The following is a 14,716-nucleotide window of genomic DNA, read 5'->3' as shown; positions in this document are numbered from 1 at the left end:
GAGGGAATTGTTTGAATATCCAAGTGCTAGAAAAAGAAGAAATGAAGGTAGTTGGAATTTCGTGGAGCGGCACCTATTCACAATTGAATACCATTCCTGAATTATTTGATGCGATGAAAAAGCGGATCGATGAGGTACCCAATCAAACCAATACTTCTATCTTAATCGCTCCTTTTCATAGCAGAGAAACAGAATTAACTTATTATGTAACAACGCCAGTTGAAAAGCTGGAAAATGTCCCGGAGGGAATGGTAGGGTTTACGATTCCTCGCAAAAATTATGTTTGCACATCGCATAAGGGGAGTCTGTCAGAAGTAGAGAATACATATCGAGAAACGTTGATTTGGATGCAAGAATATGGCTATGAGTTGGATGATCATGCCCTGAGTTTAGAAGTCTATATACAAAAAGATTTGGCTAATGATGAAGAGATCCAGATTGAACTTTATCTGCCTGTAAAAACGTATGGAAACGGTTATTGATCACGAGGTGATCGAGAAATTTTTGACTCCTTGATTTTTTTTTTAGCAATTCTCACAACTATTAGGTATACTAATAATAATCATATAGTTGAATAATTCCTTCGGGGTCAGGTGAAATTCCTAACCGGCGGTGATGAAGCATGCGCTTCTTAGTCCGTGACCCGGTTAAACGAAAGTTTAAGCGGTGGATCTGGTGAAACTCCAGAGCCGACAGTTAAAGTCTGGATGGGAGAAGGAAAAAAATCCGGTTTAATCCAAGGGAGCAGTCTACCCTTTTATAAGCCCTATTTTCTTATTGCCTTTTCCAAGGACCCTGAAGAGTATGTTTCTTCAGGGTCCTTTTTATTCTTTTATGATTATTAGTAGGCAAAATTTTTGCATTCATTTGCAAAAAAAAGGTAAGGAGAACAAATTCTATGTTTACCGGTATTATTGAAGAATTAGGAGTAGTAGCAAATCTTAAACGAAGTGGGGAATCATTTGTACTTACAATTGATGCGAAAAAAATCTTAGAGGATGTTCACCTTGGGGACAGCATTTCAGTTAACGGGGTTTGTCTAACCGTGACTAGCTTCTCAAATAAACAGTTTACGGTAGATGTTATGCCTGAAACCGTTAAAGCCTCTAGCTTACGTACTCTTAAATCTGGAGCAAAAGTGAATCTCGAAAGAGCCATGGCTGCAGGAGGCAGGTTTGGAGGGCATTTCGTATCCGGTCATATTGACGGAACTGGTGTAATTAAAAGTAAAAAACCGGTGGAAAATGCGGTTTATTATGAAATTGAAGCTTCACCAGACATTCTAAGATATGTAATAGAAAGAGGATCGATTGCCGTAGATGGTACAAGCCTAACTGTGTTTGGAGTTACAGAGGAAACATTTACTCTATCTCTTATTCCCCATACATTATCTGAAAGTCTTATTGGTTTTAAAGAATCAGGTGATATTGTCAATTTAGAATGCGACATGATCGGAAAGTATGTAGGGAACTTTCTAACAGGCAAACAAAATACCGGTAACAAAAAAAGTTCATCTGGTATTAGTGCGAGCTTTTTAGAAGAACATGGTTTTGCTTAAAAACTTGGAAAGGAGAGATGAAACGTGTTTGATAAAATTGAAGAAGCCTTAATCGATTTACAAAACGGAAAAGTCATCATTGTTTGCGATGACGAGGACCGAGAAAACGAAGGTGATTTTGTCTCCTTAGCTGAAAAAGCAACACCTGAGGTCATCAATTTAATGGCCACACATGGAAGAGGCTTAATCTGTGTCCCAGTCGACGAAGAATTAGCACAGAAATTGGAGTTGTTTCCAATGGTAGCAGTCAATACAGATGTACATGGCACTGCCTTCACTGTCAGTATTGACCATAAATATTCAACAACTGGAATATCAGCATTTGAGCGTTCCGCAACCGTACTAAGTATGCTGGACCCGGAATCAAAGCCTTCTGATTTCAAGCGGCCAGGGCATATTTTCCCTTTGGTGGCTAAAAAAGGGGGAGTTCTACGGAGAACTGGACACACCGAAGCGGCAGTGGATTTAGCAAGACTATGCGGCTCTAAGCCTGCTGGAGTCATTTGTGAAATCATGAATGAGGATGGAACCATGGCACGAGTTCAGGAGCTGCGGAAAATTGCCAATGAACTTAACGTCAAGATGATCACCATTAAAGATTTAATTGAATATCGCAATAAGAAGGACAAGCTGGTCAAACGAGAAGCCGAAATAAATTTACCCACAGAGTTTGGTGAATTTAAGGCTGCTGGATATTCAAACGTCATTGATGGTAAAGAGCATTTAGCGTTAATAAAAGGTGAGATAGATCCCGAGAAGCCTATCCTTGTTCGTGTACATTCCGAGTGTTTAACGGGTGATGTTTTCGGTTCTTACCGCTGTGAATGCCGATCAGAGCTGCATGCAGCTCTAAGCCAAATTGAAAAAGCAGGAAACGGTGTCCTCCTTTATATGCGTCAAGGCAGTGGTTTAATCAATAAATTGCGGGAATATCAGCAACAAGAGGAAAATCATGACACTGTTGAGGCAGATGAAAATGGAGCTGAATTACGTGAATTCGGCATTGGGGCTCAGATATTAAAGGATTTAGGGATTAGTAAAATGAAGCTATTAACGAATAATCCGCGAAAAATAAAAGGAATCAAGGGATTTGATCTTGAAGTCGTTGAAACGGTAGCTTTGCAAATGGAAATTAACGAGGAAAAGGTAAAATAAAAACGATATCTATTACACAAAAATGTTGGAGGAATTATAATGGGACATATTTATGAAGGTCATTTAGTTGGAACAGGTTTAAAGATAGGAATCGTTGTAGGTCGTTTTAACGAGTTTATTACAAGTAAATTATTAAGCGGTGCCCAAGATGCCCTTAAAAGACATGGGGTAAGCGAAGAAGATGTTGAAATTGCTTGGGTACCAGGTGCATTTGAAATTCCTCTAGTGGCTCAGAAAATGGCCATTAGTAAAAAGTATGATGCAGTTATTACATTAGGAACGGTGATCCGCGGATCTACACCACATTTTGACTATGTTTGTAATGAAGTTGCAAAGGGCGTTTCAAGAATTAACCTGGATAGCGGTATTCCTGTTATTTTTGGTGTCTTAACAACAGAATCGATTGAACAAGCAATTGAGCGTGCCGGAACGAAGGCTGGAAATAAAGGCTGGGATGTTGCAACTGGTGCGATTGAGATGGCAAATTTATTGCGTAGTTTCGAATAATATAAAGTTTTTGACGAAATTTGCATAAAAATATAGCTTTCATTTTTATATACTATATAATAAGTCTATCATAAAAAAATTATCGAAGAATAGGTGCTGGAAATCTTAATGATTTTTAGCTTAAAAGGGAAGTTGGTTAAAATCCAACGCGGTCCCGCCACTGTAAATGTGAGCAACCTGCATAATGTCACTGTCAATTTGATGGGAAGACGCAGGGAGCAATGACCATGAGCCAGGAAACCTGCCTAATCTTGTGCCCCAAAAAGAACCTACGAGGATAGGGAGGTGTGGACGACTAGAGTCATTTTATAATGGCATTTAATCAAACCAACATCTCTACGTGACGTGGAGATGTTTTTTTGTTTGATTTTTTCGGGTGCAGTTTTTTGTGATATATTTTGACAGAAGTCATAGGGGGAAGAAAAATGAAAAAATTATCATCGTTATTATTGATTCTTTTGTTCACAATAGTTGCTTTAACAGCATGTGGTGAACAAAAGGAAACAGGTAAGAATGAAGGGAACAGCAGCACCGAGCAAAAAGGAGAGGAAACAGCTTACCCTGTAACCATTAAAGATGCAGTTGATAATGAGGTTACGATTAAGGCAAAACCTGAAAAAATCGTATCATTGATTCCTAGTAATACAGAGATTGCATTTGCACTTGGACTTGGAGATCAAGTTGTAGGTGTGTCCGATTTTGATAATTATCCTGAAGAAGCAGCCACAAAAGAGAAAATCGGCGGGATGGAAATTAATATCGAAAAAATAATTTCATTACAGCCCAATCTAGTCTTAGCACATGCTTCTGCAATGAATGGGACAGAAGGCCTGCAACAGTTAAAAGATGCGGGGCTAACGGTTTTAGTTATAAATGATGCCCAAAATTTTGAGCAGGTCTATGATTCGATTGCTATGATTGGAAAGGCAACAGGTGAGTCCAAGAAAGCAGACGAACTAATTAAGAGTATGAAAGACAAATTGGCAGAAATTAAAGCAAAGGCTGGAGAAATCAAAGAAAAGAAAAAAGTATTAGTAGAGGTATCTCCTGCTCCTGAAGTGTTCACAACAGGAAAAAACACATTTATGGATGATATGATTACGTTAATTAATGCTGAAAATATTGCAAATGACCAAGAAGGCTGGATTAAAATCGATCAAGAAGAGATGATTGGCCGAAATCCAGATGTCATCATTACTACATATGGTTATTATACGGAAAATGCCGCCCAGCAAGTGTTATCCAGACAAGGCTGGGAAAATGTCAATGCCATTAAGAATAAGCAAGTCATCGATGTAGATTCTGATCGTGTGACCCGCTCTGGCCCAAGGATTGTTGAAGGAGTCGAGGATCTTGCAAAGGCTGTCTATCCAGAAGTTTTTAAATAATAAATTAATAGCCTATGTTATTGCAGGAAGTTTCCTCCTCTTTTCCGTTTTATTAGGAATTTCGATAGGGACCGTTTCGGTTCCTATCTTCACCATTATTCAAATCTTGATGTCAAAGCTCTTTGGAGTTATATCAATTGATCAAATCGACCCGATGTTTTCAAGTATCGTTTTAAATATCCGGCTGCCACGAGTCATTTTGGCTGGATTAGTAGGGGCGTCTCTCGCTATTGCTGGCGCAGCCTTTCAAGGACTTTTAAGGAATCCTTTAGCAGATCCATATACTTTAGGCGTATCATCCGGTGCATCTGTTGGGGCAGTATTAACTCTATTTTTTCAACTATCACTTCCAATCATAGGCAGCTTTACCCTTCCATTACTCAGTATTTTGTTTTCTTGGGCTACCATTTTTTTAGTTCTCGCATTTGCTCGTAAAATTGAACGCTCGATGAGAGTGGAAACCATTATCTTAACGGGAATCATTTTTAGTTCCTTTCTCGGTGCCTTCATTTCACTTATGATTGCCTTAACGGGCGATGAGCTAAGACAAATTATTGGCTGGTTACTCGGAAGTGTATCGATGAGAGGCTGGGAATACATAAGAATTATTTTACCTTTTTTTGTACTTGGTTCTATCATACTTATTTTCAATGCCAAAGAATTAAATGCCATGTCCTTTGGTGAGGAACGTGCCCACCATTTAGGTGTAAATGTTCAAAAAAGAAAACTGATTATCCTAACAGCAGGGTCGATATTAACTGGAGCGGCGGTTGCGGTATCAGGAACAATTGGATTTGTTGGGCTGGTAATACCGCACCTTTCAAGATTATTATGGGGACCAGACCATAGGCACCTGCTCCCATTATCCATCCTTACTGGAAGTGGTTTTTTAATTCTAGCCGATTTAATCTCAAGAACAATTATTTCTCCAACTGAGTTGCCGATAGGAGTCATAACGGCATTAATTGGTGCCCCGGTATTTGCACTAATTCTATTACAGAGAAAAAGAATGGAAAGAAGTGGATAAAGGGATGCTTAACATTCAACATGTTGCAGGCGGGTATTCAGATGAATATATACTGAAAGATATTTCTTTTGAAGTTCAAAAAGGTGAATTATTCGGTATCTTGGGACCGAATGGAAGCGGTAAGACCACCTTATTAAAAATGATCAGCGGAATCTTGCCATTTGTATCAGGAGATATCTTCATTAAAGGCAGGAGCCTGAAGGAGTATCATTCAAAACAGCTTGCTCAAATTGTAGCTGTTTTGTCTCAGCATTCATCACAATCTTTTTCCTATACTGTAAAAGAAACAGTTTCTCTTGGCCGTTATGCCCATCAAACTGGATGGTTTCAGACCTGGGGAGAAAAGGATGAAAGTATTGTCCAGAAGGTCATGAAGCAAACAGGCATCATTTCATTACAGAATAAAACGATACAAGAACTTTCCGGCGGGGAAAAACAAAGAGTATTTTTAGCGCAGGCATTGGCCCAAGAACCTGAAATTCTCCTATTAGATGAACCAACGAACCATTTAGATCTATCCTATCAAAAAGAATTATTGGATTTATTAAAGAATTGGACGGCAGAAACAGGACTAACCGTCCTATCCATTTTTCATGATCTAAACCTTGCAGGCTTATATTGTGATCGATTGCTGTTGCTCGAAAATGGAAGTATTAATATAAACCATATTCCGAACGAAGTGCTTCGGGAAGAAAGAATACGAGCTGTTTATCATACAGATATCCAGAAACATCCTCATCCAAGAGTACCTGCACCTCAAATGGTGTTATTACCCGAAGAGAGGCATGAAAAGAAGATATTACATATTAATGAAGGTTTGTTACAAGTAACAGATGAGTTTATTGAATTAAAGTCACCTGGTCCATTAAGAACAATGTCTTCCGGTGTTGTAGGTTCCGGAACAGGCTGGCACCATGCTTTTGTCAATCGGCATGTTGGAAAGGACTATAACTGCAGCGATCACAGAGCCGAAATGGCTGCCTACTTAAAAGGCAAAGGCTTCGAACCTTCTGAAACAGTAGGAATGATGACCGCAGTCTTCCTAGAAGATGTAACATTTAAGTACTTCGAAGAGGAAAGTTTCTCCTTATTTGTTGTCGTCACTGCTGGTGTTGGGAACGCAGTAGACGCATCCAAAAGTGAATTCCACACATTTGAAGCGGTGCCAGGCACCATCAATACGTGGATTTTTGTGAATGGTGAATTAACCGAGGAAGCATTTATTCAAAGTATTATGACAGCAACCGAAGCAAAAACCAAAGCGCTTCATGATCTAAACATTCATGATGTGGTGACAGGTACCATTGCAACGGGTACCTCAACAGATAGTATTTTAATTGCTGCTACTCAGACTGGTGAGTTGTTGGAGTATGCGGGGACGATTACGCCATTAGGCAAATTAATTGGAAAAGCTGTTTACGAATGCACTGTTGAGGGTGTCCGAAAATCTCAAAAGAGGAAAAGATTATGATTGTTCATCATTTAATTGCCATTACCATAGCGTATTTCATTGATAAGGTTGTAGGAGATCCACCCCATTGGCCGCATCCTGTAAGATGGATAGGAATGTTAATATCATTTTTTGAAAAACGCTTAAATTATGGAAATAATAAAAGATTGAAAGGGGTCGTAATGCTCCTTTTTGTTTTATTAATTGTATTTTTGACTGTCATGGTCGTTGTTGTATTAAGTTATCAGCTTCATCCGATTCTGGGGATTGCTGTTGAAAGTATCATTATTGCGACAACTATTGCGCAAAGAAGTCTAAAGGAAGCAGCTCTAGATGTATATGGTCCCTTAGAGGCGGGTGATCTACCTGGAGCAAGAATAAAATTATCTTACATTGTTGGCAGAGATACGGAAACATTAAATGAAGGTGAAATCGCGCGAGGAGCAATCGAGACAGTTGCCGAAAATACGAGTGACGGGGTGACTGCACCGTTGTTCTGGGCCCTAATTGGGGGTGCGCCGCTGGCAATGGTCTACCGTGCAACGAATACCTGTGATTCGATGGTAGGTTATATGAATGATAGATTTAAAGAATTCGGCTGGGCATCTGCTAAATGGGATGATGTGATGAACTGGATTCCTAGCAGAATAACCGGAATCACCATGTTAATAGGAAAAAAACCGTTAAAAATGGACTATCAAAAGGCGTGGAAAATTTTATTCCGGGATGCAAAAAAGCACCCGAGTCCAAACAGCGGGTGGGGAGAAGCGGCTGTTGCTGCAATTTTAGGCGTTCAGCTTGGCGGAATTAACTATTACAAGGGAGTCATTTCAAACCGGGCTAAGATGGGGGAGCCTTTAGTACCTATTCAGGCAGAGCATATTTTATTAGCAAACAAGATTTTAGATAAAACGGTTTTAATATTTTTATTATGGTTATGGATAGGAGGGATGATTTATGAATTTGCCATCACATGGTTCGAATCCGCAGCACCTTTATAAATCACTTGGACTTTCGCTCCCAGAGAAATATGTTGATTTTAGTGCAAATATTAATCCACTAGGCCCGCCCCCTGCCTTAAAAGATAAATGGAATGAGTTCTATCAAGAAATTACCGTGTATCCAGATCCATTTGCTGAAAAGCTTAAGAATAGAATTGCCCAAAAAGAACAAATTTCTGTTGATTCCATTCTAATTGGAAATGGAGGAGCAGAACTTATTACACTTATTACGAGGTTTCTCTCGGGGAAAAAGGTTGTAGTGGTAGAGCCTTCTTTTTCTGAATACGAAAAGGCATGTTGTGCTAACGATTGTGAGGTCCAGTATCATCAATTGGAGGAACCAAATTTTGAATTAAGTCTGGATAAATTACTTCCAAGTTTAATGAATGCAGACGCTTTATTTTTGTGTAATCCGAACAATCCTACTGGCATTCAATATCCAGTGTCAACGGTACTTTCAATCATTCAGGAATGTGAAAAACAAAATTGTTTTGTGATTTTGGATGAAGCTTTCTATGATTTTTTAGTAGACTATGAATCTTTTATTCCATATATCAATACGTTTTCAAATTTAATCATTATACGGTCAATGACAAAAATGTTTGGTATTCCCGGCCTTCGTCTAGGATATATGGCTGCATGCCCAGCTTTAATAGCGGAAATTAGCAAATACCAGCCGCATTGGAGTATCAATACCATTGCCTTACTGGCAGGGGAACTATGTTTGCAAAATGAAGAATATGTTAAAGAGACTCAAGTCTATATTTCGGAAGAACGGGAAAGGTTATTTCCATTTTTTAAGAAAAATCTTTTTCAGGTTACTTCCTCGCAAGTTAATTTTTATATGTTACGTGATTCAACTCTAAAAGAACAAAGTACCTTATTTGAATTCCTATTACAGAAGGGAATCATTCCCCGCCATACGTTTAACTTTCCTGGTTTAGAAGGAAAGTGGCTGCGCTTTGCTATAAAAAGTAAGGAGGAAAATAGTAAATTAATGGAGGTATTGTTGGAATGGCGCCAGCTTCCTTAATTTTTATTTCAGGCGGGGTAAGGAGCGGGAAAAGCAGTTTCGCTGAAGAAATGGCTTTAAAACTCGTAAACGAAAATGGCGGACAATTAAACTATTTAGCAACCGGTGTGGCTTCCGACCCGGAAATGCAGGACCGAATTACAAAGCACCAGCGTGACCGAGAGGGTGGAAAGTTTCGTTGGAGAACGATTGAACAGTCACAAAATATTGGTGAGAGTGCAAATCTTTTTAACAATGAGGATATTATTCTACTTGACTGCGTAACGACCCTTTTAAATAATGAACTGTTTTCTTCTAATCAAATATGGGATGAGTCTTTCTTAGCAGATGTAATGAAAACAATCTCGACAGGCATAAATAATATACGAGATAGAGCAAAAGTTTTAATTGTTGTTAGTAATGAGGTTTTCAATGAATCAATATCAGAGAATGGTCTTGTTTTCTCCTATGCGCGAATCCTTGGAAAAATCCATCAACAGTTGGTGAAGGAAGCTGATCAAGCCTTTTTAGTAGAAGCAGGAATACCGATCCACATGAAGGGAGATAGAAAATGAAAGGAGTTATGATACAAGGAACAGCCTCTGATGTAGGTAAAAGTCTCATTGTGACAGCCCTTTGCCGAATGTTTGCCAATGAAGGTAAAAAAGTTGTACCCTTCAAATCTCAAAATATGTCCAATAACTCTTATGTGACAAGAGACGGGAAAGAAATTGGGAGAGCACAAGGAATTCAGGCGGAGGCTGCAAAAATTGAGGCAACTGTCTGGATGAATCCTATATTATTAAAGCCCCGTTCGAATCAAGATTCAGAGATCGTGTATTTGGGTAAGTCGTTGAAAACTCTTTCTGGCAGAGGGTATCGGGAAACTTTTTACGAAAAAGGGCTAGATGTAATAAAGAAATCTTTAGACAGGTTATCAAATGAATTTGAACTAGTGGTCATAGAAGGGGCTGGAAGTCCGGTTGAAATCAACTTGAAGGATCGCGAACTTGTGAATATGAAGGTTGCTGAGCTTGCGGACGTTCCAGTTGTTCTTGTTGCAGATATCGATCGTGGCGGAGTTTTTGCTAGCATTGTTGGTACGCTTGAGCTTTTAGAGCCAGAAGAAAGGCAAAGAGTGGCTGGAGTAATCATTAATAAATTTCGCGGAGATATCAGCTTATTTGAAGATGGGATTGACTGGTTGGAAAAGAAAACCGGTATACCCGTAATAGGTGTTCTTCCATACGTTGAGAATCATATGATCGATGGCGAGGATTCCTTGTCAATCGACAATCATTTTTCAACGCGTAAAAAGGGAACCCTTGATATCGCCGTTATTCAGCTTCCGTTTATCTCGAACTATAGTGATTTGGAGCCTTTTTTGTATGAGGAAGATGTGTCCATCCGCTGGGTGAAGCACGCTTCTGATTTTGGTCAACCGGATGCTGTTATCATTCCTGGTACGAAGAGCACGATGAATGACTTAAAGAGTATAAAAGATAGAAAGTTAGACGTTTTAATACAAAACCATATTGAGAATGGCGGTTATATAGTTGGTGTTTGTGGTGGTTATCAAATACTCGGGAATGAAATCATTGATGAAGCTGGTTTAGATACGGGAATACCCAATCGTAAAGAACAAGGACTGGGGTGGATACCAGCGACGACAATCTTTTATGAAGAAAAAGAAACGGTCAGAAGTGCTGGTGTATACCACGAACATACAGGTTTGTCGCCTGATAGAAAGGTAGAAGGGTTTGAAATTCACTTAGGAAAAACCATTTTACACAAGGAAAGCTGCTCATTTCTATTGCTTGAGAATGGAAACGAAGAAGGATATTATGGCAGGAATGGTCAAATCATTGGGACGTATCTTCATCATCTTTTTCATAATGACGACTGGAGAAATACTTGGCTAAACCTAATCCGGAAAAGAAAAGGATTACATACGAAAGAAACCACGTGTATTAAAGAATACAAAGATAAACGATATGACGATATTGCTGCTCGAATGAAGGAACATTTAAACGTGGAGTTGTTAAATGACATCATCATCAAGTGGTGCCAGAAATGAGAAAGTTTCTAAAGGGTTTCTTGATTAATCTGCAATTTTTCACTGCCATACCAATTCACCTTGAATTACCAATGGACAAACATCATCTAAGAAGCGCTGTTCAAGCTTTCCCGCTGCTAGGTTTGTTTCAAGGATGCCTATATGCTTCCTTTTTTTATCTATTGCTGGAATATACACCTTTTTCCAATCTCGCGGCAGCATTCTTGTTATGGATAATGAGTATTTTGTTAACAGGCGGAATCCACTTGGATGGCTGGATGGATGCAAGTGACGGTTATTTTTCATACAAAGACCAGCAAAAGCGACTACAGGTCATGAGCGATCCAAGAACTGGTGCATTTGGTGTCATCTCGGTCATTGTTTTATTAAGCAGCCGTTTTCTATTTATTTATGAGATCACTGTAAATGTACATGCTACTTCTTATCTGATGATTGCCGCAATACCTCTATTAAGTAAAAGCGTTATGGGGCTGCTTTTATTAACCGTAAAGTCAGCAAAAGCAGAAGGACTGGGAGTGCTTTTTCAGAGTGCCGCAGCACCAAAGGATTTATGGACTTATTTTATATATATCATTGGATTCTTTGCTCTCTTGTTTTGGGGTGGTGGTGGATTTTATTACTTTTCCATCATGATTGTTATGGCAGTTATTATTTTGCTTTTTTGCCGACAAAAAGCGATAAAGTGGTTTGGTGGAATTACGGGTGATATTTTAGGTGCAGCAGTAGAAGGGACTGAGTTGTTTCTATGGATGACACTGTGGTTATTGCATTATTTCGTCATGGCTTAACGGAGGAGAATAAACGGAAAGCCTATCTAGGGTGGAATGATTCCCCTCTAGATCCAAAGTCAAAGGAAATTAGCACAAGCGAAAGCTACGATTTATATTATTCTAGTGATTTGCGCAGGTGCATTACGACTGGCACTATACTTTTTCCAAATAAACATTTAAATCTCTTATCTCATTTACGAGAGATGAATTTCGGTAAATGGGAAGGAAAAACCTATGAAGAATTAAAAGAAGTTCCCCAATACCAACGTTGGCTATCGGATCCTAAATCTTACAGTCCTCCAGAAGGAGAGTCATTTGGAGAATTCACAAGCAGGATTTCAATGGGGTGGGATAAGATTACTGAAACGATTCTCTCTCAAAACCATCACCGATGTGCAATTATTACTCATGGTGGAACAATTAGATATTTATTATCAAAATTTGCACCTCAGGCTGAAGACTTTTGGTCGTGGCAAGCACCTCATCATCAAGGCTATGAACTGGTTTTTGAAAGAGAAGCATTAAGGAGGCGTGACCGTTGCACTTTATTACGGGAGGTGCCTTTAACGGCAAAAGAGCTTGGGTAAAGGAGAAGTACGGACTAAATGGTACTTGGTTTTCAGCCTATAGGGACCATCAGCTGAAGGCTGACATTATTCAAATAGAAAGTAATTTGCTCGTTCTTGAGGGTATTGAAATTTGGTTGAAAGAGTTAACAAAAAACTATGATTCTTACAGGTGTCTTGAAATCTGGAATACGACCCTGAACCATTGGCTTACTTGGGAGAAAGCAGACGTTAGCCGAAATCTTGTCGTGGTTGGGAATGATATCACAAAAGGAATTGTCCCAATGGAGAAAGAGAATCGAGTATGGCGTGATGTAACAGGCTGGGCTTATCAAGACCTTGCAGCTAAAGCAGATAAAGTAGACATTATTTGGTATGGATTAAATCAAACAATCAAAAAAACGGGGGATGAGAAGTTATGAGACTTTATACGAGAACTGGTGACAAAGGAAAGACTAGTATTATTGGAGGAAGAGTCGACAAGGATGACATCAGGGTTGAAGCTTACGGAACGGTTGATGAGGTAAATTGTTTTGTCGGTCAGGTAGTGACAGAGCTTGATACTGAAATTTTTAAAGATGTATTAGCTGATCTTGAGAAGATTCAACATGAATTATTTGATTGTGGCGGGGATCTTGCCAATGTTTCTGATAAAGTTGAGTATAAGCTGGAAAAGGAAGCGATTGACTATCTAGAAAACAAAATCGATGAATATATTCAAGAAGCTCCAGAGCTGGAGAAGTTTATTTTACCCGGCGGAACGAAACCGTCTGCGTCAATTCATATTGCTAGGACAGTGACAAGAAGAGCTGAGAGATTGGTTGTTACGTTAATGAAGACCGGAGAGAAAACGCCTGAATTAGCACTAAAATATCTTAATCGTCTTTCCGACTATTTCTTTGCATTAGCAAGAGTGGTAAATTATCGACTCAATGTAAAAGATGTAGAATATGTAAGAAGTGCAAATGTTTTTAGAGATGGGAAACGTAAAGATGAAAAGTAGAATGCTAAGTTTACTGGCATTGTTTTCAGCATTGTCTGCAGTTGGCGCTGCTATTAAAATACCTGCAATTGTAGGCAGTGTGGCTTTTGATGTTTTTCCAGCATTACTGGCTGCTGCCTTGTTAGGCAGCGGGGCAGGAGCAATTGTCGGTGCTTTAGGACATTTGTTATCTGCTCTCATCTCAGGTTTCCCATTAGGGCCCATGCACCTGTTGATCGCAATCGAAATGGCTCTGCTTGTCTATATTTTCGGTGTACTTTATAAAAAGAATAAAAAGGGCACTGCGAGTATTCTATTTGTTCTTGCAAATACATTCGCTGCACCTCTGCCCTTTATCTTTATTATGAATATAGCTTTTTATACAGCACTCGTTCCGTCGCTGTTAATTGGTTCAATCATCAATACAGTTATTGCTTTAGTGGCAATTCCGAGACTACGAACTTTAGTGAAACCAGATATATTGAATCATGATGTGAAATTATGAGAGATATCATTACGGTTCCGTTAACGAGTGAAGAGTCGCTAATCATCGCAAGCGATAATAGCGGTGCAATTGGCATGAAAGCAGCAGACCTTGTGCAGGTTTCGTACGAAACAGTAGCATATTACTCGTTTAGAGTAGCTGCAATGGAATGTATCGCAGCAGGAGGGCTACCATTTTCCGTTGTCGTTCATAATTTTTGTGGAGATAATGCCTGGGGCAATATAGTAAAGGGTATCAAAATTGGTTTAGCAGAATTAAACCTCGAGGATGTTTCGATAACAGGCAGTACAGAAAGTAATTTTTCTTTACAACAATCTGCGCTAGGATTGGTCGTTCTCGGTAAAAAGGCTATAACAATAAATTCGGAAAAATCTTTTTCTAATGAGCTGATGTTCGCTGTTATCGGCAGCCCATTGGTGGGGAATGAAGTAATGGACCAACGAGACCAGGTTGTACCTTTATCCATTTTCGGGGAAGTAGCTAAACTTGATGACATCATGGTTTGGCCTGTTGGTTCAAAAGGAATCTTACATGAGTTTAATCAGATGTTTACCGATAAAAAATTTACAGAAGATATGCTTGATACGAATCTTGACGTATTAAAATCATCTGGACCTGCAACCTGTTTTATTATTGCCTTTGAAAAATATCAAGAAGAGGCTTTGAAAAAAATGGCCGCTGCATATTACCATTTCATAAAAATAGCACGCCGTTAGGG

Annotated in this window: 17 protein-coding genes and 2 riboswitches; all 17 genes read left to right on the top strand. The window is 39.1% G+C overall.

All coding sequences use genetic code 11. The features are described 5' to 3' along the window. Positions 1 to 11: 11 nt before the first annotated feature. The 17 genes from ACN6MT_RS21730 to ACN6MT_RS21650 all read left to right on the top strand — a co-directional run bounded on the left by ACN6MT_RS21730 (position 12) and on the right by ACN6MT_RS21650 (position 14,714). Complete coding sequence (locus ACN6MT_RS21730) at positions 12 to 482, top strand: GyrI-like domain-containing protein (protein WP_419888008.1); 471 nt, start codon at positions 12 to 14, stop codon at positions 480 to 482. A gap of 93 nt (positions 483 to 575) precedes the next feature. After that, positions 576 to 723, top strand: a riboswitch (FMN riboswitch). 175 nt (positions 724 to 898) lie between these two features. Beyond that, positions 899 to 1,558 (top strand): riboflavin synthase, encoded by a 660-nt coding sequence (ribE, locus tag ACN6MT_RS21725; RefSeq protein ID WP_063255555.1) that lies wholly within the window; start codon positions 899 to 901, stop codon positions 1,556 to 1,558. A 24-nt stretch (positions 1,559 to 1,582) separates the two neighbouring features. Beyond that, positions 1,583 to 2,713: a bifunctional 3,4-dihydroxy-2-butanone-4-phosphate synthase/GTP cyclohydrolase II gene (locus ACN6MT_RS21720; protein WP_419888007.1), complete on the top strand. Its 1,131-nt coding sequence runs from the start codon at positions 1,583 to 1,585 to the stop codon at positions 2,711 to 2,713. 39 nt (positions 2,714 to 2,752) lie between these two features. Further along, entirely contained in the window at positions 2,753 to 3,220 is a 468-nt protein-coding gene (gene ribE, locus ACN6MT_RS21715) for a 6,7-dimethyl-8-ribityllumazine synthase (protein WP_063255557.1), read from the top strand. A gap of 74 nt (positions 3,221 to 3,294) precedes the next feature. After that, a riboswitch (cobalamin riboswitch) is annotated at positions 3,295 to 3,484 on the top strand. Between the two features lie 161 nt (positions 3,485 to 3,645). Further along, positions 3,646 to 4,608, top strand: a complete 963-nt coding sequence (locus tag ACN6MT_RS21710; protein WP_419888006.1) for an ABC transporter substrate-binding protein — start codon at positions 3,646 to 3,648, stop codon at positions 4,606 to 4,608. After that, the gene (locus ACN6MT_RS21705; RefSeq protein WP_419888005.1) at positions 4,574 to 5,635 is read left to right on the top strand and encodes a FecCD family ABC transporter permease; all 1,062 of its coding nucleotides are present in this window, start codon (positions 4,574 to 4,576) and stop codon (positions 5,633 to 5,635) included. Before ACN6MT_RS21710 ends, ACN6MT_RS21705 begins: the two co-directional genes overlap by 35 nt. Before the next feature lie 4 nt (positions 5,636 to 5,639). After that, positions 5,640 to 7,106, top strand: a complete 1,467-nt coding sequence (locus ACN6MT_RS21700; protein WP_419888004.1) for an adenosylcobinamide amidohydrolase — start codon at positions 5,640 to 5,642, stop codon at positions 7,104 to 7,106. Continuing rightward, entirely contained in the window at positions 7,103 to 8,086 is a 984-nt protein-coding gene (gene cbiB, locus ACN6MT_RS21695; RefSeq protein ID WP_419888003.1) for an adenosylcobinamide-phosphate synthase CbiB, read from the top strand. Before ACN6MT_RS21700 ends, cbiB begins: the two co-directional genes overlap by 4 nt. Beyond that, positions 8,043 to 9,119 carry a threonine-phosphate decarboxylase CobD gene (cobD, locus tag ACN6MT_RS21690; protein WP_419888002.1) on the top strand — a complete coding sequence of 359 codons (1,077 nt, stop codon included), beginning with the start codon at positions 8,043 to 8,045 and terminating at the stop codon, positions 9,117 to 9,119. Before cbiB ends, cobD begins: the two co-directional genes overlap by 44 nt. Beyond that, complete coding sequence (locus ACN6MT_RS21685; protein WP_419888001.1) at positions 9,101 to 9,673, top strand: bifunctional adenosylcobinamide kinase/adenosylcobinamide-phosphate guanylyltransferase; 573 nt, start codon at positions 9,101 to 9,103, stop codon at positions 9,671 to 9,673. The genes cobD and ACN6MT_RS21685 overlap by 19 nt, the downstream gene beginning before the upstream one ends. After that, complete coding sequence (locus ACN6MT_RS21680; protein ID WP_419888000.1) at positions 9,670 to 11,175, top strand: cobyric acid synthase; 1,506 nt, start codon at positions 9,670 to 9,672, stop codon at positions 11,173 to 11,175. Before ACN6MT_RS21685 ends, ACN6MT_RS21680 begins: the two co-directional genes overlap by 4 nt. After that, on the top strand, positions 11,172 to 11,963 hold the full coding sequence (cobS, locus tag ACN6MT_RS21675) for an adenosylcobinamide-GDP ribazoletransferase (RefSeq protein ID WP_419887999.1): 792 nt from the start codon (positions 11,172 to 11,174) through the stop codon (positions 11,961 to 11,963). Before ACN6MT_RS21680 ends, cobS begins: the two co-directional genes overlap by 4 nt. Next, complete coding sequence (locus ACN6MT_RS21670) at positions 11,933 to 12,532, top strand: histidine phosphatase family protein (RefSeq protein WP_419887998.1); 600 nt, start codon at positions 11,933 to 11,935, stop codon at positions 12,530 to 12,532. Before cobS ends, ACN6MT_RS21670 begins: the two co-directional genes overlap by 31 nt. Then, positions 12,484 to 12,933 (top strand): bifunctional adenosylcobinamide kinase/adenosylcobinamide-phosphate guanylyltransferase, encoded by a 450-nt coding sequence (locus ACN6MT_RS21665; protein WP_063255605.1) that lies wholly within the window; start codon positions 12,484 to 12,486, stop codon positions 12,931 to 12,933. The genes ACN6MT_RS21670 and ACN6MT_RS21665 overlap by 49 nt, the downstream gene beginning before the upstream one ends. Continuing rightward, positions 12,930 to 13,514, top strand: coding sequence for a cob(I)yrinic acid a,c-diamide adenosyltransferase (locus ACN6MT_RS21660; protein WP_063255604.1), 585 nt, complete (start codon positions 12,930 to 12,932; stop codon positions 13,512 to 13,514). The genes ACN6MT_RS21665 and ACN6MT_RS21660 overlap by 4 nt, the downstream gene beginning before the upstream one ends. Beyond that, positions 13,504 to 13,998, top strand: a complete 495-nt coding sequence (locus ACN6MT_RS21655; RefSeq protein ID WP_419887997.1) for an ECF transporter S component — start codon at positions 13,504 to 13,506, stop codon at positions 13,996 to 13,998. Before ACN6MT_RS21660 ends, ACN6MT_RS21655 begins: the two co-directional genes overlap by 11 nt. Beyond that, complete coding sequence (locus ACN6MT_RS21650; RefSeq protein ID WP_419887996.1) at positions 13,995 to 14,714, top strand: ATP-binding protein; 720 nt, start codon at positions 13,995 to 13,997, stop codon at positions 14,712 to 14,714. The genes ACN6MT_RS21655 and ACN6MT_RS21650 overlap by 4 nt, the downstream gene beginning before the upstream one ends. Positions 14,715 to 14,716 lie beyond the last annotated feature (2 nt).

The sequence above is a fragment of the Neobacillus niacini genome (genome assembly GCF_048572935.1).
Taxonomy (GTDB): Bacteria; Bacillota; Bacilli; order Bacillales; family Cytobacillaceae; genus Neobacillus; species Neobacillus niacini.
Note: the sequence above shows the minus strand (reverse complement) of the source record. Positions and strands in the feature narration are given on the sequence as shown.

Excerpts from the sequence above, each read along its gene's own strand:
- ribE (WP_063255555.1), top strand. The coding sequence starts at position 899 with ATGTTTACCGGTATTATTGAAGAATTAGGAGTAGTAGCAAATCTTAAA.
- ribE (WP_063255557.1), top strand. The coding sequence starts at position 2,753 with ATGGGACATATTTATGAAGGTCATTTAGTTGGAACAGGTTTAAAGATA.
- ACN6MT_RS21710 (WP_419888006.1), top strand. The coding sequence starts at position 3,646 with ATGAAAAAATTATCATCGTTATTATTGATTCTTTTGTTCACAATAGTT.
- ACN6MT_RS21700 (WP_419888004.1), top strand. The coding sequence starts at position 5,640 with ATGCTTAACATTCAACATGTTGCAGGCGGGTATTCAGATGAATATATA.
- cbiB (WP_419888003.1), top strand. The coding sequence starts at position 7,103 with ATGATTGTTCATCATTTAATTGCCATTACCATAGCGTATTTCATTGAT.
- cobD (WP_419888002.1), top strand. The coding sequence starts at position 8,043 with ATGAATTTGCCATCACATGGTTCGAATCCGCAGCACCTTTATAAATCA.
- ACN6MT_RS21685 (WP_419888001.1), top strand. The coding sequence starts at position 9,101 with ATGGCGCCAGCTTCCTTAATTTTTATTTCAGGCGGGGTAAGGAGCGGG.
- ACN6MT_RS21680 (WP_419888000.1), top strand. The coding sequence starts at position 9,670 with ATGAAAGGAGTTATGATACAAGGAACAGCCTCTGATGTAGGTAAAAGT.
- cobS (WP_419887999.1), top strand. The coding sequence starts at position 11,172 with ATGAGAAAGTTTCTAAAGGGTTTCTTGATTAATCTGCAATTTTTCACT.
- ACN6MT_RS21660 (WP_063255604.1), top strand. The coding sequence starts at position 12,930 with ATGAGACTTTATACGAGAACTGGTGACAAAGGAAAGACTAGTATTATT.
- ACN6MT_RS21655 (WP_419887997.1), top strand. The coding sequence starts at position 13,504 with ATGAAAAGTAGAATGCTAAGTTTACTGGCATTGTTTTCAGCATTGTCT.
- ACN6MT_RS21650 (WP_419887996.1), top strand. The coding sequence starts at position 13,995 with ATGAGAGATATCATTACGGTTCCGTTAACGAGTGAAGAGTCGCTAATC.